This window comes from Pseudomonas sp. MWU12-3088, from assembly GCF_023242405.1.
Classification (GTDB): Bacteria; Pseudomonadota; Gammaproteobacteria; order Pseudomonadales; family Pseudomonadaceae; genus Aquipseudomonas; species Aquipseudomonas kribbensis.
Map to the genome: position 1 here is coordinate 566,329 of NZ_JALJEA010000001.1, position 19,063 is coordinate 585,391.

15 protein-coding genes are annotated in these 19,063 nt (G+C 60.9%); 11 read left to right on the plus strand and 4 right to left on the minus strand.

Annotation, left to right across the window (positions count from 1 at the left end):
* Positions 1-6 precede the first annotated feature (6 nt).
* Complete coding sequence (locus M5B98_RS02590) at positions 7-1,191, minus strand: DUF2252 family protein (RefSeq protein ID WP_248741711.1); 1,185 nt, start codon at positions 1,189-1,191, stop codon at positions 7-9.
* 82 nt (positions 1,192-1,273) lie between these two features.
* Positions 1,274-2,179, minus strand: a complete 906-nt coding sequence (locus M5B98_RS02595) for a helix-turn-helix domain-containing protein (protein WP_248741712.1) — start codon at positions 2,177-2,179, stop codon at positions 1,274-1,276.
* Between the two features lie 162 nt (positions 2,180-2,341).
* Between M5B98_RS02595 and M5B98_RS02600 the strand changes: the two genes are divergently transcribed.
* From M5B98_RS02600 to M5B98_RS02620, 5 genes are all read left to right on the plus strand, one after another.
* A complete protein-coding gene (locus M5B98_RS02600) occupies positions 2,342-3,700 on the plus strand; it encodes a glutamine synthetase family protein (protein ID WP_065257395.1) in 1,359 nt (452 codons plus the stop codon).
* Positions 3,701-3,856: 156 nt separating this feature from the next.
* Positions 3,857-4,945, plus strand: a complete 1,089-nt coding sequence (locus tag M5B98_RS02605) for a polyamine ABC transporter substrate-binding protein (RefSeq protein WP_248741713.1) — start codon at positions 3,857-3,859, stop codon at positions 4,943-4,945.
* Positions 4,942-6,243 (plus strand): NAD(P)/FAD-dependent oxidoreductase, encoded by a 1,302-nt coding sequence (locus M5B98_RS02610; RefSeq protein WP_248741714.1) that lies wholly within the window; start codon positions 4,942-4,944, stop codon positions 6,241-6,243. Before M5B98_RS02605 ends, M5B98_RS02610 begins: the two co-directional genes overlap by 4 nt.
* A 96-nt stretch (positions 6,244-6,339) precedes the next feature.
* Complete coding sequence (locus M5B98_RS02615) at positions 6,340-7,995, plus strand: intermembrane transport protein PqiB (protein ID WP_248741715.1); 1,656 nt, start codon at positions 6,340-6,342, stop codon at positions 7,993-7,995.
* Positions 7,996-8,011: 16 nt separating this feature from the next.
* Positions 8,012-8,560: a membrane integrity-associated transporter subunit PqiC gene (locus M5B98_RS02620; RefSeq protein ID WP_248741716.1), complete on the plus strand. Its 549-nt coding sequence runs from the start codon at positions 8,012-8,014 to the stop codon at positions 8,558-8,560.
* Here M5B98_RS02620 and M5B98_RS02625 read toward each other — a convergent pair.
* Positions 8,521-9,831, minus strand: coding sequence for a sensor histidine kinase (locus tag M5B98_RS02625; RefSeq protein WP_248741717.1), 1,311 nt, complete (start codon positions 9,829-9,831; stop codon positions 8,521-8,523). The two genes, M5B98_RS02620 and M5B98_RS02625, sit on opposite strands and share 40 nt — an antisense overlap.
* Positions 9,832-10,147: 316 nt before the next feature.
* Between M5B98_RS02625 and M5B98_RS02630 the strand changes: the two genes are divergently transcribed.
* The 6 genes from M5B98_RS02630 (at position 10,148) to M5B98_RS02655 (ending at position 18,203) form a co-directional block, all read left to right on the plus strand.
* On the plus strand, positions 10,148-10,801 hold the full coding sequence (locus tag M5B98_RS02630) for a histidine phosphatase family protein (protein ID WP_114883219.1): 654 nt from the start codon (positions 10,148-10,150) through the stop codon (positions 10,799-10,801).
* A gap of 293 nt (positions 10,802-11,094) precedes the next feature.
* Entirely contained in the window at positions 11,095-12,807 is a 1,713-nt protein-coding gene (arnT, locus tag M5B98_RS02635) for a lipid IV(A) 4-amino-4-deoxy-L-arabinosyltransferase (RefSeq protein WP_248741718.1), read from the plus strand.
* On the plus strand, positions 12,804-14,333 hold the full coding sequence (locus tag M5B98_RS02640; RefSeq protein ID WP_248741719.1) for an ArnT family glycosyltransferase: 1,530 nt from the start codon (positions 12,804-12,806) through the stop codon (positions 14,331-14,333). The genes arnT and M5B98_RS02640 overlap by 4 nt, the downstream gene beginning before the upstream one ends.
* 202 nt (positions 14,334-14,535) lie before the next feature.
* Positions 14,536-15,549 carry an iron ABC transporter substrate-binding protein gene (locus M5B98_RS02645; RefSeq protein WP_085709962.1) on the plus strand — a complete coding sequence of 338 codons (1,014 nt, stop codon included), beginning with the start codon at positions 14,536-14,538 and terminating at the stop codon, positions 15,547-15,549.
* Between the two features lie 3 nt (positions 15,550-15,552).
* A complete protein-coding gene (locus tag M5B98_RS02650) occupies positions 15,553-17,148 on the plus strand; it encodes an ABC transporter permease (RefSeq protein ID WP_248741720.1) in 1,596 nt (531 codons plus the stop codon).
* The gene (locus tag M5B98_RS02655; RefSeq protein WP_248741721.1) at positions 17,145-18,203 is read left to right on the plus strand and encodes an ABC transporter ATP-binding protein; all 1,059 of its coding nucleotides are present in this window, start codon (positions 17,145-17,147) and stop codon (positions 18,201-18,203) included. Before M5B98_RS02650 ends, M5B98_RS02655 begins: the two co-directional genes overlap by 4 nt.
* A gap of 7 nt (positions 18,204-18,210) precedes the next feature.
* On the opposite strand, the gene xerC is transcribed toward M5B98_RS02655, so the two are convergent.
* Positions 18,211-19,056: a tyrosine recombinase XerC gene (xerC, locus tag M5B98_RS02660; RefSeq protein WP_240789138.1), complete on the minus strand. Its 846-nt coding sequence runs from the start codon at positions 19,054-19,056 to the stop codon at positions 18,211-18,213.
* Between the last annotated feature and the right edge of the window lie 7 nt (positions 19,057-19,063).

Here is a 19,063-nt window from a genome sequence, read left to right on the forward strand (position 1 = left end):
AGTCCCTCAATGGTGCAGCGCGTACAAACGACAATGTTCCAGATAACCGCGCTCATGCTGCCCCACCAATTGCACGACACTGGACCAAAGCCACGACGGTGCATCCAGCGTCTTGGTGTGGCAACTGTTCAGGTCGCGGATCCAGGCCGCTCGCGTCGCAAGGTCCATTTGCCGCGCATGAGCAAGGCCGACGACGTTGGCCAGATAAGCGGCGGCAAGCAACGCTTCAGACTGGCTCAATTGGTTCAACTCCAGCTTCATGTCTTGAGGCAGCAGTTCGCGCAGGAAAAAACCCTCGTCCAGGACGCGTGTTGCAATCATTCGATTGCCCAGACCGGGTGAGAGATGTCGGGCCCCTTCCACCACCCGCCGGCCATTGTCACGCGGCATGGAGACTTTCGGCACACGTGGCGCTGCAGCGGCGACGGCTTGCTTGAGATCGAGCAGGCAAAACTCCTGATCGTCTCCGGCCCCCACACCCAGCAACAGCGCATAGCGTTTCAGTCCCAGCGAACTGCAACCTTTGACCCAATAGGCGGAGTCGAGCAATTGGACCCTGTCGTCCTTCGACCTGCCCTTGAGCGACGTCACCAGCGTATGGACATCATCGGTCGCGCACAGCGTTTTCAGCGCGGCGCGTTCCGCTCGCGAAAGTGACCAGAAGTGCTTGCCCAGAGGAATGGAAGGTTTGGTGTTTTCGATACGCTCATAGGCCAGGTGTTTCCAGGTGCGCCGCACGGCGCTGCGCATGCTGGCCTTGACCTGAGGCGGGCGCGTCGGGTCTTCATCGACGTTGCCTTCAAAGGCGCTTTCGTAACCACGCATCATGCCTTCGAGCATTCTGGCGGTGGTTACACCTGGCAGATCCGAGCCTCTGGCAGCCGTCGCCAGGGATAACGCGAGCCGCACGAGGTCATGCGCCGGGTTGCCGATGACCGTCTGATCGAGGTCACGAATGTGAATATCGATCCGGCCCTTCGAATCCCCCGTCGGCCCCAGATTCCCGGCGTGGCAATCGCCACAGATCCACACCGCCGGCCCCCGTGGCAAACGCCTGCCGGGCTGGCTGTGCAGCCATTCGTAGAATTGAACGGTACTGCCCCGGACATAAGCATGGGCAGACCTGGCCATCTTGAGATTTCTGAGTTCGCTGAGTGTTTCCAGACGCTGGGAGGGTCGAGGGGTTTTCATGGAAAATACTTGAGTGGGTGTATTCCATCGACCCTTCGTGCGCGTGAATGTTTCAATTTGTTTCAGAGCAATAACTGTCTCTTCAGCGACATGTTCGCTTCAAGGTTTCACTCGGCAACTCATTGAACAGCGCCCGATAGCTATTGGAAAACCGCCCCAGATGCCAGAACGACCAGTTCATCGCCACTTCGGCCACCGTGGTGCCCGAAGCGGCACCCTTGAGCAGTTCCCGGCGGGCACTGTTGAGCCGGCGCAAACGCAACCATTGAGTCGGTGACATCCCGGTATAGGCCTTGAACGTCTGTTGCAATTGTCGCAACGACACCCCGGCCACCTGGGCCAGCTCCAGCAGATTGAGGGTTTCCTCCGGCGAGTCCGCCGCCCATTCACCCACGCGCTTCATGGTTTGCCGCTCTTCGGTGCGACGCTGCAAACCACCGCTGTCCAGACACACCTGGGCGTTGTCGAGGATGAACAGGCAATCCTCCAGCAGCTGTTGGGTCAGCGCCTCTTTGCTTGGCTGATCAAGGGTTTGCGACAACTTTGTGAGAGTCGAGCTTAACCAGCGGCTGAACAGCGCATTCTGCGCGCCATTGAGCGGCGCCATGAACAGGCCTTCCAGCCGGGCCACGTCAAGACCGTTGCGGCGGACGAATTCCGGACCGAACACCACGGCGATTTCCTGGTAGTTCTCCGGGGTGATCCAGATGTTGCGGCTCTCTTCGTTCAGCAGATAGAGCGCGTTGTCACTGCGATCGAAACAGAACGCCAGAGACCCCGAGGGCGCACTGAAATTCTGCTCCACCCGGGTGTTCATCTGTTCTTCGTAGACCTCCACGCCTTCCAGGTCCAGATAGCGGATTCGCCCGGCGAAATGCCCCGGCGACATCTGCTGGTAATGCTGGACCCAGCCCGGTGTCGCGCGGATCTGCTCGGCGACATCGGCGGTGTTGAAAGCTTGAACCTGTAGCGGATTACACGTTGTCATGGGAGACCTTGCGCACTCTTTTGGTGCGCTTTGGTGCTGCTGAAAGTGGATAGATGGAACGGCAAGGCCCGCCCAAGATAGTCGTCAACGCGCCACAGGGGAAGCCTGCGAAAGATGAAATCGCATTTCCCCCGCGTCAATAAAACCAACGACGAGGTCTTTATGAATGCCCCTTTCGATCAGCTGTTCACATGGCTGAAAGATCACAAGATTACCGAAGTGGAATGCGTGGTCAGCGACCTGACCGGCATCGCCCGCGGCAAAATTGCACCGACCAACAAGTTCCTGCATGAGCGAGGCATGCGCCTGCCGGAAAGTGTGCTGCTGCAAACGGTAACCGGGGATTTTGTCGACGACGACATCTACTACGACCTGCTCGATCCGGCCGACATCGACATGGTCTGCAAACCGGTGAGCGATGCGGTGTACGTGGTGCCATGGGCCATCGAGCCGACGGCCATCGTGATCCACGACACCTTCGACAAGTTCGGCAACCCGATCGAACTGTCACCGCGCAACGTGCTGAAGAAAGTCCTGCAGCTGTACACCGACAAGGGCTGGAAGCCGATCGTTGCGCCGGAAATGGAGTTCTACCTGACCCAGCGCTGCGAAGACCCGGACTTGCCGTTGAAAGCACCGCTGGGCCGTTCCGGTCGTGCCGAAAGCGGTCGTCAGTCGTTTTCCATCGATGCGGCCAACGAATTCGACCCACTGTTCGAAGACGTCTACGACTGGTGCGAACTGCAAGGCCTGGACCTCGACACACTGATCCACGAAGACGGCCCGGCGCAGATGGAAATCAACTTCCGCCACGGCGACGCGCTGGATCTGGCCGACCAGATCACCGTGTTCAAGCGCACCCTGCGTGAAGCCGCGCTCAAGCACAACGTCACTGCGACCTTTATGGCCAAGCCGATTGGCGACGAGCCCGGCAGCGCCATGCACCTGCACCAGAGCGTGGTGGAAATCGCCACCGGCAAACCGATTTTCGCCAATGCCGACGGCAGCATGAGCGACCTGTTCCGTCATCACATCGGTGGTCTGCAGAAACTCATTCCAAAAGTGCTGCCGATGTTTGCGCCGAACGTGAACTCCTTCCGCCGTTTCCTGCCGGACACTTCGGCGCCGGTCAACGTCGAATGGGGCGAAGAAAACCGCACCGTCGGCCTGCGGGTTCCGACTTCCGGGCCTGAGGCGATGCGCGTGGAAAACCGTCTGCCCGGCGCTGATGCCAACCCGTACCTGGCGATTGCCGCGAGCCTGCTGTGCGGTTACATCGGCATGGTCGAGGGCATCGAGCCAAGCGCTGCCGTCGAAGGCCGCGCTTATGAGCGCCGCAACCTGCGCCTGCCGATCACCATCGAAGAGGCCCTGACCCAGATGGAAGAGTGCGACACCGTCGCCGAGTACCTGGGCAGCAAGTTCGTGCGTGGCTACGTGGCGGTGAAACGTGCCGAGCATGAAAACTTCAAGCGCGTGATCAGCTCCTGGGAGCGTGAGTTCCTGCTGTTGAGCGTCTGAGACCTTCACTACCCCCTGTGGGAGCGAGCTTGCTCGCGAATGGGCCAGTTCAGTTAACGAAGACGGCGACTGACACACCGCTTTCGCGAGCAGGCTCGCTCCCACAAGGAAGCAACCCATCACCTGAAAAATCCAATAATTCGAAGAGGTGTCGATATGCGTCTGTTGAAATCCCTGATTCCCGCCGCCCTGGCTCTGGCCTGCAGTGCAGGTGCCCAAGCCGAACCCCAGGTCAGCATCTACAACTGGACCGATTACATCGGTCCGACCACCCTCGCCGACTTTCAGGCCGGCAGCGGTATCAAGGTGATCTACGACGTTTTCGACTCCAACGAAACCCTGGAAGGCAAACTCCTCGCCGGGCGCACCGGTTACGACGTAGTCGTGCCTTCCAACCACTTTCTCGCCCGTCAGGTGAAGGCCGGCGCTTTCCTCAAACTGGACCGCTCGCAACTGCCGAACTGGAAGAACCTCGACCCGAAACTGCTGGCCCTGCTCGAAAAAAACGATCCGGGCAACGAACACTCGGTGCCGTACCTGTGGGGCACCAACGGCATCGGCTACAACGTCGACAAGGTCAAGCAGGTGCTGGGCGTCGATCACATCGATTCCTGGGCCGTGCTGTTCGAACCGGAGAACCTGAAAAAACTCACCCAGTGCGGCGTGTCGATGATGGATTCGGCCGATGAGGTGTTCCCGGCCGTCCTCAACTACATGGGCATGGACCCGCGCAGCGAAAACCCTGAAGACTTCAAGAAAGCCGAAGCCAAACTGCTGAGCATCCGCCCGTACATCACCTATTTCCACTCGTCGAAATACGTGTCGGATCTGGCCAACGGCGATATCTGCGTGGCCTTCGGTTATTCCGGTGACGTGTTCCAGGCCGCCAACCGCGCCAAGGAAGCGAAGAACGGCGTGAACATCGCCTACGCGATTCCCAAGGAAGGCGCCAACCTGTGGTTCGACCTGCTGGCGATTCCCGCCGATGCCGGCAACACCAAGGAAGCCCACGCCTTCATCAATTACCTGCTTGATCCGCAGGTGATCGCCAAGGTCAGCGCCTCGGTCGGCTACGCCAACCCGAACCCGGCGGCCAAGCAATACATGGACGTGGCACTGGTCAACAATCCAGAGGTGTATCCGCCTCAGGAAGTCCTCGACAAACTCTATATTTCCACCACCCCGCCCCAGTCGATCATGCGTCTGATGACCCGCTCCTGGAGCAAAGTGAAGTCGAACAAATGAATCAGTACACCCAGGAACACGCCCGCTCCTACTACGCTGCATCGGCTCGGGCGAGCACGCAATACCCTGCACTTGAAGCCGACCTGATCGCCGATGTCTGCGTGATCGGCGGCGGCTTCACCGGCGTCAACACCGCCATCGAGCTGGCCCAGCGCGGCCTCTCGGTGGTGCTGCTCGAAGGCCGGCGCATCGGTTGGGGCGCCAGCGGGCGCAACGGCGGCCAGTTGATCCGTGGCATCGGCCATGAAGTCGAGGGCTTCGCCCGTCATGTCGGCGCCGAAGGCGTGCGCTACCTGCAACAGGCCGGCGTCGATTCGGTGGAACTGGTACGCCGGCGCATCGAAGACAATGCCATCGAGTGCGACCTGCGCTGGGGCTTCTGCGAACTGGCTAACACCCCGGCGCAGTTCGAAGCGTTCAAGTCCGAACAGGACAGTCTCGCGGCCTCGGGTTATGCCCATCAAACGCGACTGGTCAGCCCTGAAGACATGCGCCGGCAAGTCGTCAATTCGGGTGTCTATAAAGGAGGCCTGATCGACATGGGGTCGGGCCACCTGCATCCGCTGGATCTGGTCCAGGGTGAAGCGCGGTTGGCAGCCTCGCTCGGGGTGCGGATTTTCGAGCAGAGCCCGGTGCTGGAAATCATCCACGGTGCGACGGTAAAAGTGCGCTGCGCCTCGGGCACGGTGCGCGCCGGCAGTCTGGTGCTCGGTTGCAACGCGCATCTGGATGAACTCGAGCAACAGCTCAGCGGTAAAGTCCTGCCCGCCGGCAGCTACATCATCGCCACCGAGCCTCTGTCCAAAGAACGCGCCGCCGAACTGATCCCGCAGAACCTGGCGCTCTGCGACCAGAAAGTCGGCCTCGACTATTACCGGCTCTCGGCGGACCGGCGCTTGCTGTTCGGTGGTGCCTGTCACTATTCCGGTCGGGATCCGGCGGACATTGCCGCCTACATGCGACCGAAGATGCTCAAGGTGTTCCCGCAACTGGCGGACGTGGGCATCGAGTTTCAGTGGGGCGGCAAGATCGGCATCACTGCCAATCGCTTCCCCCAGGTCGGGCGGCTCAAGCAGCACCCGAACGTGTTCTACGCCCAGGGTTACTCCGGCCATGGCCTGAACGTCACCCACTGGTGCGCCAAGCTGTTGGGCGAAGCGATTCATGCCGGCCACAGTCAGGGCATGGACGTGTTCAGCGGCGTGCCGCACATGACCTTCCCCGGCGGCCCGGCGTTACGCTCGCCGCTGTTGGCACTGGGCATGTTCTGGTATCGCCTGCGGGAAATGCTGGGCTGAGGCTCGCCGATTTGCTCTATCGCAAAGCACTTCTATATTGATGAAGTGCTTTTGCGTTCCTGACGCTCAGTGCCCAACACACTCTGGAGGTCATGGATGGAGTCGTCAGCCGCCGATCAACCGCGAGCACCCGGCCAGGCACCGGTCAAGACCCGGCGCCTCAGCATTTCGCTGGTGTGGATCGTGCCGATCGTCGCGGTGCTGGTGGGCATTTCGCTGGTGGTGCACAACCTGATGCAGGAAGGCCCGACCATCGTCGTCACCTTCAAGACCGGCAGCGGTCTGACCGCCAACAAGACCGAAGTCAAATACCGCAACGTGGTGGTCGGCCAGGTCTCGGACGTCGAACTGGCCGACGACCAGAAGAGCGTCAACGCCACCATCAAACTGGCCAAGCAGGCCGAAACCTTTACCCGCGAAGACTCGAAATTCTGGGTGGTACGCCCCCGTATCGGTGCTGGCGGCGTGTCGGGCATCGATACGTTGCTGTCCGGTGACTACATCGGGGCCGACATCGGCCAGTCAGATTCACGCGCCAAAAACTTCAATGGCCTGGAAAACCCGCCGCCGATCACCTATGGCGAACCGGGCAGACGCTTCAACCTGCATTCCTCGGATCTGGGCTCGCTGGACATCGGTTCCCCGGTCTATTACCGCAAGATTCCGGTCGGTCAGGTCGTGGCCTACGCGCTCGATCCCGATGGCAAAGGGGTGAATATCGAAGTGTTCATCCACGCGCCGAACGATGCCTTCGTCACCGAGAACACCCGGTTCTGGAACGCCAGCGGTATCGACGTGAACGTCGGTGCCAATGGTTTTGCGGTGAAGACCGAATCGCTCTCGACCTTGCTGGTCGGTGGCATTGCCTTCCGTGCGCCGGATTACAGCCCCAACGATGTGGCGGCAGCGGATGAAAAAACCTTCGACCTGTTCGACGACCAGCAGACCGCCCTCGCCCCGCCTGCCGGTAAACCGCAGTACCTGAGCCTGCGCTTCGATCAGGCCATGCGCGGCCTCAAGGTCGATGCGCCGGTCGAATTCCTCGGCATGGAAATCGGCCGTGTGGTGAGCATCAACCTGGACTACGACGAGAAGAAACGCAGCTTCCCGGTCAACGTCGGCATCGTGATCTACCCGCAACGCCTCGGACGGGCCCACGAAAAGATGCTCAAGGTGCTCAACCACAACCCGGAAGACGAAGCCGCCGCCGTGCGCCTGATCGGCACCTTCGTCGACAACGGACTGCGCGCCCAGGCTCGCAGCGGCAACCTGCTGACCGGTCAGCTGTACATCGCTCTGGATTTTTTCCCGAAAGCCGAAAAAGTCGCGTTTGACCCGACGGCGCGTCCGATCGTCATTCCGACCATTCCCGGCAGCCTCGAACAGTTGCAGGAAAAACTCGAGGCGATGGTCGACAAGCTCAACAAACTACCGGTGGAGCGCATTGCCGGCAATCTCGACGGCAACCTCGTCGAACTGCGCAAAAGCCTGACCCAGTTCAACGCCAAGACCTTGCCCAGTGTGCAAAACACCCTGGCGGACGTGAGCAAGACCCTTCAATCGGCCAACTCGACGCTGGCCGAAGATTCGCCGCAGCGAGAAAAACTCACCCAGACCCTCGACGAACTCGGGCGTATGTCGCGTTCGCTGCGTGAACTGTCGGATTACCTCGGACGCCATCCGGAATCGCTGATTCGCGGTCGCCCCGACAACGCTGCGCCACTGGATCTCAAAGGACCGCCGCGCAATTGAGCACAGGAGCCTTGCCATGGCTTTACCGCTGAAGTTCACCGTGCTCGCCGCGTGCCTGCTGCTGGGTGCCTGTCGCAGCGACCCGATCAGTTTCCACACCCTGACCCCGGCACAGCCGATGCCTGGCCGATCAGGACAGGACATCGCAATTGAAAGCATCAGCGTGCCGCCCCAGGTCGACCGCCCGCAAATCGTCATCCGCCAGGGCAACAGCGGGCTGGCGATTCTGGAAACTCAATGGTGGGCCGCGAGCCTCAGTGACGAGCTGCGCAGTGCGTTGGTGGATCAGTTGAGCAACGCTGGAGTCCCGCGCAAAACATCGGTGCGCATCGATGTGCAGCGTTTCGATTCGATTCCCGGGCAATACGGATTGATGGACGTGAAATGGCGCCTGCGTCCGGCCGATGCGGGCGATAGCGGTCTGCTCACCTGCCGTTCGATTCTGCAGACGCCCTCCGGATCGAGCATCGACGATCTGGTGAACGCTCAGCAGAACAACGTCAAACGCCTCGCCGAGCTGATCCGTCAGGCCGCCGGCAATGCGCGCAGCTGCCCGCCGTCCTGAGTCGCCGGCTTCAATTCCACGCTGAAGCGGCTGCCGCTGGACTGGCCGCTGCTCAATTGCACCCGCCAGTGCTGACGCTTGCAGATCCGCTGCACCAGCGACAACCCCAGGCCAAGGCCCTCGCCGCGACCCTCATCGCCACGCACGAACGGCTGGAACACCGCCTGACGCTGTTCCTCCGGGATGCCGATGCCGCTGTCTTCCACCACAAAACCGTTGCCGGTCAGGGTCAGTCGGACGAACCCGTGATCGGTGTAGTGCCAGGCATTGCGCAACAGGTTACCCATGACCGACTGCAGGAACGTCAGGTTGAAGCGCTCCATGCAGGGCTGCTCCACCTCGTAGAAAAACTCCAGGCCCTTTTCACGAATCAGCCGGCCCCAGATCTCGCTCTGGGCATCCGCGACGTCCTTGAGCGTGACGCAAATGTCGCTGCCGGTATCGTCCTCGGCGCGAGCCAGCATCAGGAAGGTATCGACCAGTTGGCGCATCTCGTGGCTGGCCCGGGCGATGCGATTGACCTGCGCGGTTGAACGGGCATCGAGCGACGGATTGGCAAGCAACAACTCGCAAGAGCCGCAAAGCACCATCAATGGCGTGCGCAGTTCATGGCTGACATCGCTGGTGAACAGTTTTTCGCGGCTCAGGGTTTCACGCAGGCGCCCGAGGGTCTGATCGAACGACAGCGCCAGCTCCCCCACTTCGTCTGCCGCATAGTCCGGGTGCAGCGGAGGCGCCAGCACCAGCAACTGATCGCGATGGCGCACCTGACGCGCCAGACGAATCACCGGCGCCATCACCCGGCGTGCCAGCAGTCGCCCCAGCACGAGCGCCAACAGTACACTCAGGACAAAACCGACGGTGACCACGATGAACAGCAACCGCTCGCGCTGCTCGAGGCTTTCCTGATCGCGCAACAACACATATTTGCGTCCACCGACCACTTCGACCATGGCAAAGAAGTCATCGCCATCGAAGCTGATCTCCTGAAAACCGGGTGCCAGTGACGCCAACGAGGGAATGAGAGCCATCGCACCAGGGCCGCCTTCGAAAAAGAACAACTCGCTCTTTTCCGGCTGATGGCTCCAGCGATTGATGTCCTCCATGGCCAGCAGGCGATGCAGACCGCCGCTCAAGGTGCTGGTGGCAAGCCGGTGCTCGACGACGTGCACGGCGGCGACAATGCCCAGCGCAAACACCCCGGCGACGAGAGCGCTCATCAAAGCGAACACGATGACGATCCGTTTCGTCAGGCTTTGCTTGAGATCCATTCGGGTCGATGACTCCACTGCTGATTTCAGACTTCACGGTCAAAAACAGCGACATTGACCGAACCTGCGCAGCTTCACCGCAAACATAAACATTTGTTAAGACTGGCCGGTAAAAAAAGGGTATTTGAGTCTGGTTATCAAACACCGGATTAGTTGTGTTTTATCGACTCTCGCGAAATTTTCACATGTTCTTCACCGCCCCCCGACGTGCACAAACGTAATGTTCAGCCATTATTCAAGTTCACAACTATAAAAATTGGTTAAATCGCCGGCCAATCTCGCCTGCGACGTCAAGGGGCATGCCGTGGAGCGACAGATGCAATTAACAGCGACATATAAACAACGCCGCACGCTTCGACTTGGAAAACTGTTGACCGGCATCGGTGTAGTGGTCGCCATCGGACTGGTCAGCGGTTTCGTCTGGGTGACCCGCTCGCCCGTGGATCTGGGCAACGCCGGCAAGGCCGCCCGGGCTGACTGGACCCAGGCCTGGCAGGCTGGCGAAGTGGTGGCTTTGGTGCGTCATGCCGAACGCTGCGACCGTTCCGACAACCTCTGCCTGGGCCCGGCCGACGGCATCACCCAGGCCGGCAATGACTCTGCAGCGCTTGTAGGCAAAGGCTTCGTGGGTCTGGGCATGCAGCAGGCGCAGGTGTTCACCAGCCCGTTGACCCGTACCGTGCAGACCGCGCGCGCCATGTTCGGACAGGACGCCACGACCCAGATCTGGCTCGAGTCCTGCGGTTCTTCTCTGCGCAACGACGTGGTGGCGCACAAGGTTGCCAAGCGCAATCTGGTGCTGGTCACCCACAGCGGATGCATCAGTGACTTCGAAAAACAGACCGGTTTTCCTCACGCCGTCGCCGCCGAATACGGTAGTACCCTGTTTGCTCGCATCGATGACAAAGGCCAACTTAAAGTGTTGGGCATCATGAATGCCGATGCCTGGTCTCAACTCAATAGTCATTAATGCTTTAGTTTGGGCGAACCGACAAGGTTGCACTTTTTTCAACTAGTCAGGAACGGACTTCATTAATTTGTAATGAAAGATGTATCTGCCCCCGATTTACTGGACAACGGTTTTTTTTAAGCTTGGCTATAGTGCGAGAACTCCGGCCTGGAGGTTCGGCAGCTCTCTGGATACAGGAAACGCCCGTCCCCCGATCGCACACCTGCATTCATTCAACACGATGACCCGCCCGCTCAGGAACACGCCGGGCAGGCCATCGACACAAGAACTTCGTTTGGCACCAAGGCTTTGTCATGACGTCTGAAAACAACCCGCTGCGACACGCTGCCCGTCATTTCTCCCCCACCACGACTTTCGAGCGTTGGGCCATTCCCGGCCTGATTCTGGCTTTCGTGGTGTTTTATCTGTTGCCGCTGATGACCCACGGCCTGTGGATCCCCGATGAAACCCGCTACGGCCAGATCAGCCAGGAAATGCTGCTCAGCGGCAACTGGGTCGCGCCGCATTTCATGGGCATCCGCTATTTCGAAAAACCGATTGCCGGTTACTGGATGATTGCGATCGGCCAGGCGATCTTCGGTGAAAACCTGTTCGGCGTGCGTATCGCTTCGGCCCTGAGTACCGGCGTCAGCGTCTGGCTGACCTACCTCATGGCCCGCCGGCTGTGGAACAACCCGCGCATCAGCGTTGCCAGTGCCCTTCTTTATATGAGCTTCGGGCTGATTGCCGGCCAGGCCGGCTACGCCAACCTCGATCCGCAGTTCACCTTGTGGGTCAACCTGAGCATGGTCGCCGTGTGGTTTGCCATCGACAGCCAGACCCCTCGCGCCCGTCTGGGCGGCTGGGCGCTGCTCGGTGTCGCGTGCGGTATGGGTCTGATGACCAAAGGATTTCTGGCGTTATTGCTGCCGGTGCTGATCGCCCTGCCCTACATGATCTGGCAACGCCGCTTCGGCGAACTGGTGCGTTACGGGCTGGTTGCCGTGGTGGTTTGCGTGCTGATCAGCCTGCCGTGGGTTTTGGCTGTTCATTACCGCGAACCTGATTTTTGGCGATTCTTCTTCTGGCACGAACACATCCGTCGTTTTGCCGCCGGCGATGCCGCGCAGCACGCCCGTCCATGGTGGTTCTATCTGCCGCTGCTGTTTGCCTCCACCCTGCCGTGGGCCGTTCTGCTGCCTTCGACGCTCCTGCGCACCTGGCGCGAAAAGCGTGACCCGAAAACCGCCTACCTGGCGTTGTGGTTCCTGCTGCCACTGGCCTTTTTCAGCCTGAGCAGCGGCAAGCTGCCGACCTACATTATGCCGTGCCTGCTGCCGATCGCCCTGTTGATGGGACAGACCGTGGTCAACTGGCTGGATCAGCACAGTGGCCGCGTCCTGCGCCTGAACGGCGTTATCAATACCGTCATCGCCAGTGCGGCGCTGGTGGCGCTGCTTTATCTGCAGGCAACCAAGGAAATCTACGAAAACACCGAGATGTTCAGTCTGTCGCTGGCCTATATCGTGCTGGTGGGCTGGATCATCGCCAATGCCTTGCAAGTGCTGCGTCCGCTGACGTTGTGGGCCATGCCGGCGCTGGGTATCGGCCTGCTGGTGGCGTTGTTGCCGGCGGCCATGCCGGGGCAAATCGTCAACAGCAAGATGCCCGACCAGTTCATTGCCGAGCATCAGCAGGAACTGAGTGAAACCGCGTCGCTGCTGAGCAACGACCTGGGCGCAGCCTCGGCACTGGCGTGGCGTCTGAAGCGTCCGCAGGTGGATCTGTTCAACACCATCGGTGAATTGAAGTACGGCCTCGAAGACCCGGCCATGGAAGCACGTAAAGTCACGATGGACGGCGTCGGCCAGTGGATGACCGAAGCGCGGAAGAAAGGCGCGGTCGGTGTGGTTTTGCGCGTTAACAGCACGCAGGAAGAGCAGGAAGTCGGATTGCTGCCGGTAGACGGCAAGCATTATCGTCGCGGCAATCTGCAGATCTTCATCTTCCCGCAGCGCCAGCCATGACCTTGCGTAATAACGACCGGGGCGCCCTGCTGCTCCTGCTGGCCGCCAGCGCCCTGATGTTGCTGCTCGGGCTGGGCAGCCGCGAACTGTGGGGCGCAGAAACCCGCTGGGCGAACATCGCGTTGCAGATGATGCAAAGCGGCGATTACTTCGACCCGTACCTCAAGGGTGATCCCTACTACGACAAGCCGCTTTTGTCGTACTGGCTGATCACCGCGACCGCCTGGCTGACCGGCAGTCTCGATCACTGGTCGCTGCGCCTGTCTTCGGTGGTGTCCGCGTGGCTCAGCGTCTGGCTGGTGTATCTGCTGGGCGAGCAGTTGTTTCGCAAAGGCACGGGGCTGATCGCCGGGTGGATGCTGGCGACCACCTTCTATTTCGTGTTCTGGGCGCGGGTCGCCACTGCTGACATCCTGACGGTGTGCGGTGTGCTGGCGGCGGTCTGGTGGTACTGGCGCGGGCCGGACGACACGCGGTTTTCGCGCTATCTGGTGTTCTGCGTTCTGCTGTCCCTGACGTCGTTGTTCAAAGGCCTGATCGGTTTCATTCTGCCGGGGCTGGTATTGCTGCCGCACCTGCTGAGTGAGGGCCGCTGGAAGCGCCATCTCAACCTGCGCCTGCTTGCGGCGCTGGTGATTGCCGGGGCGTTCTACATGACGCCGTTCCTGCTGTCGCACCTCTACGGCGCGCCGAACTACGGGGAAAGCGGCCTGGGGCTGGTGTTGCGGGAAAACGTCGTGCGGTTTTTCCAGCCGTTCGACAACATCGGCCCGATTTACACCTATTTGCTGTACCTGCCGATCTACACCTTGCCTTGGGCACCGTGCTGGATCATTGCCCTGTGGGTCGCGGCGAAGAACTGGAAACACATCGAACCGGACACCCGCTGGCTGATTCAGGGCCTCGGGTTGTTGATGCTGTTCTTCACCGCCAGCGGCAGCCGGCGCAGTTACTACGTGCTGCCACTGGTGCCGTTCGCGCAACTGCTTGGGGCCTGGTGGATCACCCGGCGCATGGCCGCGCGCAACGCCGTCAGCCCGTTTGGCGGGCGCGGCCTGAAAATCGGTTTTGCCGTGACCACGGTGTTGCTGCTGGGGATTCTCGGCGTGCTCTACCCCTGGACCAACAGCGGTGGCGGCGCAATCCGTTTCGGCGAGACCGTGCGCCTGCAAGCCAGCCAGCGTGCGCCGTTGAGCCAATGGCACTTCGTCATGGTCGAGGTGGACAACAAGGTTCCGATGTACCTGCAGACCGGCGGCGAGCCGTTCTACTACGTGCCGGAAACCCGTGATTTCCCTCGCGATGGCGATGCTGCCGCGATGTTCGAATGGCTGGAACGCACCAGCGGCAAGCACTGGGATCCGAAGCGTACGATCTTCGTTGCCCAGTACCGCACCGGCGAACCCGTGCCGCTCTCCAGGCTCGGTCAAGACCATCAAGTCATCACGACTACCCCGACCCGCGGCGAACAAGTGTTCCATGGCCGCGAGGATCAAAGCGTCGCCTACCTGCCCCAAGGCTCCTGAAAGACAACGCCGGGTTCGCCCGGCGTCCCCGCCCAGTGACTGCTAACCTGAATGGCAATGACATGTATTAACGGTTTGTTTGACGTTTTTTTCTCATTTGCCTCTCTACATTGCCAGCCAGCCAACATATGCAAATCATTCGCATTGAAGTTTTCCGGCGAATGCTTGCCCATAACGTCTAAAAAACAGGAGCTGCTACGTCATGAGTCCATCCCTTCCGTCCTTTCTCAAGCACGCTACTCTGGCAACCGCGCTGCTCGCAGCCGGTCAGGTGTTTGCCGCCGATTCCGTCGGCATCGTGGTCTACAACGCCCAGCATGAAACCCTGACCAAGGCCTGGGTCGCCGGCTTCACCGAGGAAACCGGGATCCCGGTCACGATCCGCAACGGCGACGACACGGAAATGGGCAACCAGCTCGTGCAGGAAGGCGCAGCCTCCCCGGCGGACGTGTTCCTGACGGAAAACTCCCCGGCCATGGTGCTGGTGGACAATGCCAAGCTGTTCGCCCCTGTAGCTCCGGCCACTCTTGAACAAGTGGGCTCGGCCTATCGTCCGGCCCATGGCCAGTGGGTCGGCATCGCCGCTCGCTCGACAGTCTTTGTCTACAACCCGGCCAAGCTGCCGGAAAAAGACCTGCCAAAATCCCTGATGGATCTGGCGACCCCGGCATGGAAAGGTCGCTGGGCTGCATCCCCAGCCGGTGCGGACTTCCAGGCCATCGTCGCCGCCGTGCTGGAACAGAAAGGCGAAGCCGCCACTCTGGAATGGCTCAAGGGCATGAAAGCCAACTTCACCGCCTACCGTGGCAACAGCTCGGTGCTCAAAGCGGTGAATGCCGGCCAGGTGGACAGCGGCGTGATCTATCACTATTACGCTTTCGTCGATCAGTCCAAGACCGGCGAAAACAGCAAGAACACCGCCCTGCACTACTTCAAGCATCAGGATCCGGGCGCGTTCGTGAGCATCTCTGGTGGTGGCGTGCTGAAGTCCAGCAAACACCAGGAAGAAGCACAGAAATTCCTCCAGTACATCACCGGCAAGCAAGGCCAGGAGGTGCTGCGCACCGGCAATTCCTTTGAGTACGCCGTGGGCAAGGACTCGGCGTCCAACCCGAAACTGGTGCCGTTGAAGGATCTGGACGCACCGAAAGTCGACGCATCGAAGCTCGACAGCAAGAAAGCCGTCGAACTGATGACTCAGGCGGGACTGCTTTAATTGATGCCTGAAACTCTGCCGGCGGGGATCGCTGCGGCGCCCTCCGCCAACCTTTCACGCAGGTCCCGCGCCCTCAACGGGCGCGGGAGCCCCTGGGTGGTCGTACTGGCGATCGGTGTTTCATTGCTGTCGTTACTGCCGATCGGGTTTGTGGTCGGTGTGTCGTGGTACACCGGCTGGGCGACCATCGAAGCCTTGATCTTCCGCCCTCGGGTGGCCGAATTGCTGGTCAACACCGTGCTGCTGGTGTTGATTACCCTGCCGATCTGCATTGTGCTGGGCATCACTCTGGCGTGGCTGACCGAACGCACCAATCTGCCCGGTCGGCGATTGTGGTCAGTGCTGGCGGTTGCGCCGCTGGCCGTGCCTGCGTTCGTGCACAGCTATGCCTGGGTCAGTCTGGTTCCGTCGATCAATGGGCTGCCGGCCGGTGTACTGGTGTCTGTGATCGCTTACTTTCCGTTCCTTTATTTGCCGATTGCGGCGACATTGCGTCGTCTCGACCCGGCGATTGAAGACGTGGCCGAATCCCTCGGCCTGAAACCGTGGGCCGTGTTCTTCCGGGTGGTGCTGCCGCAATTGCGGCTGGCGATCTGTGGCGGCGCGCTGCTGGTAGGCCTGCACTTGCTGGCCGAATATGGCCTGTACGCGATGATCCGCTTCGATACCTTCACCACGGCCATTTTCGATCAGTTCAAATCCACCTTTAACGGCCCGGCCGCCAACATGCTCGCCAGTGTTCTGGCGCTGTGCTGCCTGGCGATGCTGACCGTGGAGTCTGCCGCCCGTGGCCATGCACGTTATGCCCGGGTCGGCTCCGGCAGCGCCCGGGAACAGCGGACCGTGCGTCTCAAACCCGGCATCGCAGCCCTGGGCCTGTGCCTGCAAATCCTGACCTGCCTGCTGGCCCTCGGCGTGCCGATGCTGACGTTGGGCAGATGGCTGATCGCTGGCGGCGCTGAAGTCTGGCAAGGCGAAGAATTGTTGCCGGCCTTGCTTCAAACCCTGTCGTTCGGCGTCGCCGGTGCGGTGTTGACCAGTCTGGCGGCGATCCCGATTGCCTGGCTGTCGATCCGCGCGCCCGGCAAGCTGCAACGTGTACTGGAAGGCTGCAACTACATCACCAGTTCCCTGCCGGGGATTGTCGTGGCGCTGGCGCTGGTCACCGTGACGATCCACTTCGCCCGGCCGATCTATCAGACCACCATCACCGTGCTGCTGGCGTATCTGCTGATGTTCCTGCCACGGGCACTGGTCAGCCTGCGTGCCGGTTTCGCCCAGGCGCCGGTAGAGCTGGAAAACATCGCGCAAAGCCTCGGCCGCTCGCCGCTGCGCGCCTTGTGGCTGATCACCCTGCGCCTGGCCGCACCGGGTGCGGCGGCGGGTGCCGCGCTGGTGTTTCTGGCGATCACCAATGAATTGACCGCAACCCTGTTGCTCGCGCCCAACGGCACGCGCACCCTGGCCACCGGTTTCTGGGCCATGACCAGCGAAATCGACTACGCCGCCGCAGCGCCTTACGCGCTGCTGATGGTGGTGCTTTCGCTGCCGCTCACGGCCATCCTCTATCACCAATCCAGGCGCAGTGCCGGCCGATGAACGCTCTCGACATCATCAATCTCAGTAAATCCTTCGGCGCGCAAACCGCGCTGGACACCATCAACCTGTCCGTTCCGACCGGCAGTCGCACCGTGATCGTCGGTCCGTCAGGCTCCGGCAAGACCACGCTGCTGCGGATGATCGCCGGCTTCGAGTTCCCCGATGCCGGCAGCCTGACGCTCAACGGCCAGACGCTGGTCGACAGCACCCACGCCGTGCCCGCCTACCAGCGCCAGATTGGCTATGTCCCGCAGGACGGCGCGCTGTTTCCGCACATGACCGTGGCCGACAACATCGGTTTCGGACTGAGTGAAACCGGCAGCGCCAGAACCGAACGCATCCAGGCATTGATGGACAGCGTGGCCCTGAACGCCAACATGGCCAGCCGCTGGCCCCATGAATTGTCCGGCGGCCAGCAGCAACGGGTGTCGCTCGCCCGGGCACTGGCCCAGCAACCGCGCCTGATGCTGCTGGATGAGCCCTTTTCCGCCCTCGACACCGGCCTGCGCGGTGCCATGCGCAAAATGGTCGCCCGCCTGCTCGAAGAGAGCGGCGTGACGACGATTCTGGTCACCCACGACCAGGGCGAAGCCTTGTCGTTTGCCGATCAGTTGGCGGTCATGCGTGACGGGCGACTGGTGCAGTCAGGGCATCCGATGGACCTCTACCGTTATCCGGACGATGAGCAGACCGCACGGTTTCTCGGCGAAGCGGTGGTCATGCCGGCGCAGATCGAGGCCGGTTGGGCCCATTGCGATCTTGGGCGGATCGCGGTGAACAGCAACGGTTTCTCCGGTCCCGCACAGATCATGCTGCGCCCGGAACAGCTTCAGCTGTCCGACCTTCCCGCCGATGCAGAGGGTTGCAACGCCGTGGTCACCGAACGCGACTTCGGCGGCAACACGTGCACCCTGACGGTCGAGTTGCGTGCCGCAGCCAATGAAGAATCCGGTCGTTCGCTGCTGGTACGCAGCACCGGGATGCACGCGCCGCCGGCCGGCAGCGCGGTACAACTGTCGATTCTAGGGGCGGCCCACGTCTTCGACGCGTCGTAACACTCGACTACAGATCGAAACGATCCACGGCGCGACGCCGTTCATTGTCGTCCCGCACGTCGTAGTTGGCGGTGGTCTGGATATTGCTGTGGTGCGCGAGTTTCTGGGCGATCGACAGGTCATGCTCTTCGATCACCCGGGTGATGAACGAACGCCGGAAATCGTGGGGCATGATCTTCACCCCGACCTGGGTGCCGCGCTGGCGGGCGATGTAATAGATCGCGTGCTTGGTGATGCGCTCGCGGGTGATGTGGCTGCCCCGGCGGATGCGGTTGAACAGAAACGTATCGTCGCTCTCGCCTTCCTTGAGCTCTGAACGGCGAAACTCCAGCCAGGCATTGAGCTTGGCGAACGCCCAGGCCGGTGCATATTTGATCAGTTGCTTGTTGCCCTTGGCGGTGACGCACAGACTGCGCTCAGTGAAATCCACCTGGTTCAGGTCCAGATCCACCGACTCGGACTTACGCATGCCGGTGCCGTACAACAGCGCAATCACCGCCGCATCACGCAGCCCCTGCGGACGCGGATCGGCCGCGCAGACTTCCATCAACTCATGAATCAGCGTGCGCTTCAGATTGCGCCCCTGAGACAGCCGCGTACCGGCAATCCCCTTGACCGAGCGCATCTTCAACAGGTGATCCTGGCTGATCAGGCTCATGCGCCAGGCTTCGTTCATGACGCCGCGAATGGCGTTTACATAGAGTGAAGAGGTGTTGGGAGCATAGTTATCGGCGCGCAAAGCGGCGACTAACGCGACAACATCCTCGGGTTGCAGGGCGTGCCAGGGAATGTCCTCGACATTCATGTCTTCAAAGCCGAGGCGATCGGCGGCATCCTGTAAAACGTACCGCATGGTGAGT

What these genes read in the sequence shown, in the direction of transcription:
- M5B98_RS02640 (WP_248741719.1), top strand. Translation starts at nt 12,804, where the DNA reads ATGACCTTGCGTAATAACGACCGGGGCGCCCTGCTGCTCCTGCTGGCC.
- arnT (WP_248741718.1), top strand. Translation starts at nt 11,095, where the DNA reads ATGACGTCTGAAAACAACCCGCTGCGACACGCTGCCCGTCATTTCTCC.
- M5B98_RS02595 (WP_248741712.1), bottom strand. Translation starts at nt 2,179, where the DNA reads ATGACAACGTGTAATCCGCTACAGGTTCAAGCTTTCAACACCGCCGAT.
- M5B98_RS02655 (WP_248741721.1), top strand. Translation starts at nt 17,145, where the DNA reads ATGAACGCTCTCGACATCATCAATCTCAGTAAATCCTTCGGCGCGCAA.
- M5B98_RS02645 (WP_085709962.1), top strand. Translation starts at nt 14,536, where the DNA reads ATGAGTCCATCCCTTCCGTCCTTTCTCAAGCACGCTACTCTGGCAACC.
- M5B98_RS02650 (WP_248741720.1), top strand. Translation starts at nt 15,553, where the DNA reads ATGCCTGAAACTCTGCCGGCGGGGATCGCTGCGGCGCCCTCCGCCAAC.
- xerC (WP_240789138.1), bottom strand. Translation starts at nt 19,056, where the DNA reads ATGCGGTACGTTTTACAGGATGCCGCCGATCGCCTCGGCTTTGAAGAC.
- M5B98_RS02605 (WP_248741713.1), top strand. Translation starts at nt 3,857, where the DNA reads ATGCGTCTGTTGAAATCCCTGATTCCCGCCGCCCTGGCTCTGGCCTGC.
- M5B98_RS02630 (WP_114883219.1), top strand. Translation starts at nt 10,148, where the DNA reads ATGCAATTAACAGCGACATATAAACAACGCCGCACGCTTCGACTTGGA.
- M5B98_RS02610 (WP_248741714.1), top strand. Translation starts at nt 4,942, where the DNA reads ATGAATCAGTACACCCAGGAACACGCCCGCTCCTACTACGCTGCATCG.
- M5B98_RS02590 (WP_248741711.1), bottom strand. Translation starts at nt 1,191, where the DNA reads ATGAAAACCCCTCGACCCTCCCAGCGTCTGGAAACACTCAGCGAACTC.
- M5B98_RS02600 (WP_065257395.1), top strand. Translation starts at nt 2,342, where the DNA reads ATGAATGCCCCTTTCGATCAGCTGTTCACATGGCTGAAAGATCACAAG.
- M5B98_RS02615 (WP_248741715.1), top strand. Translation starts at nt 6,340, where the DNA reads ATGGAGTCGTCAGCCGCCGATCAACCGCGAGCACCCGGCCAGGCACCG.
- M5B98_RS02625 (WP_248741717.1), bottom strand. Translation starts at nt 9,831, where the DNA reads ATGGATCTCAAGCAAAGCCTGACGAAACGGATCGTCATCGTGTTCGCT.
- M5B98_RS02620 (WP_248741716.1), top strand. Translation starts at nt 8,012, where the DNA reads ATGGCTTTACCGCTGAAGTTCACCGTGCTCGCCGCGTGCCTGCTGCTG.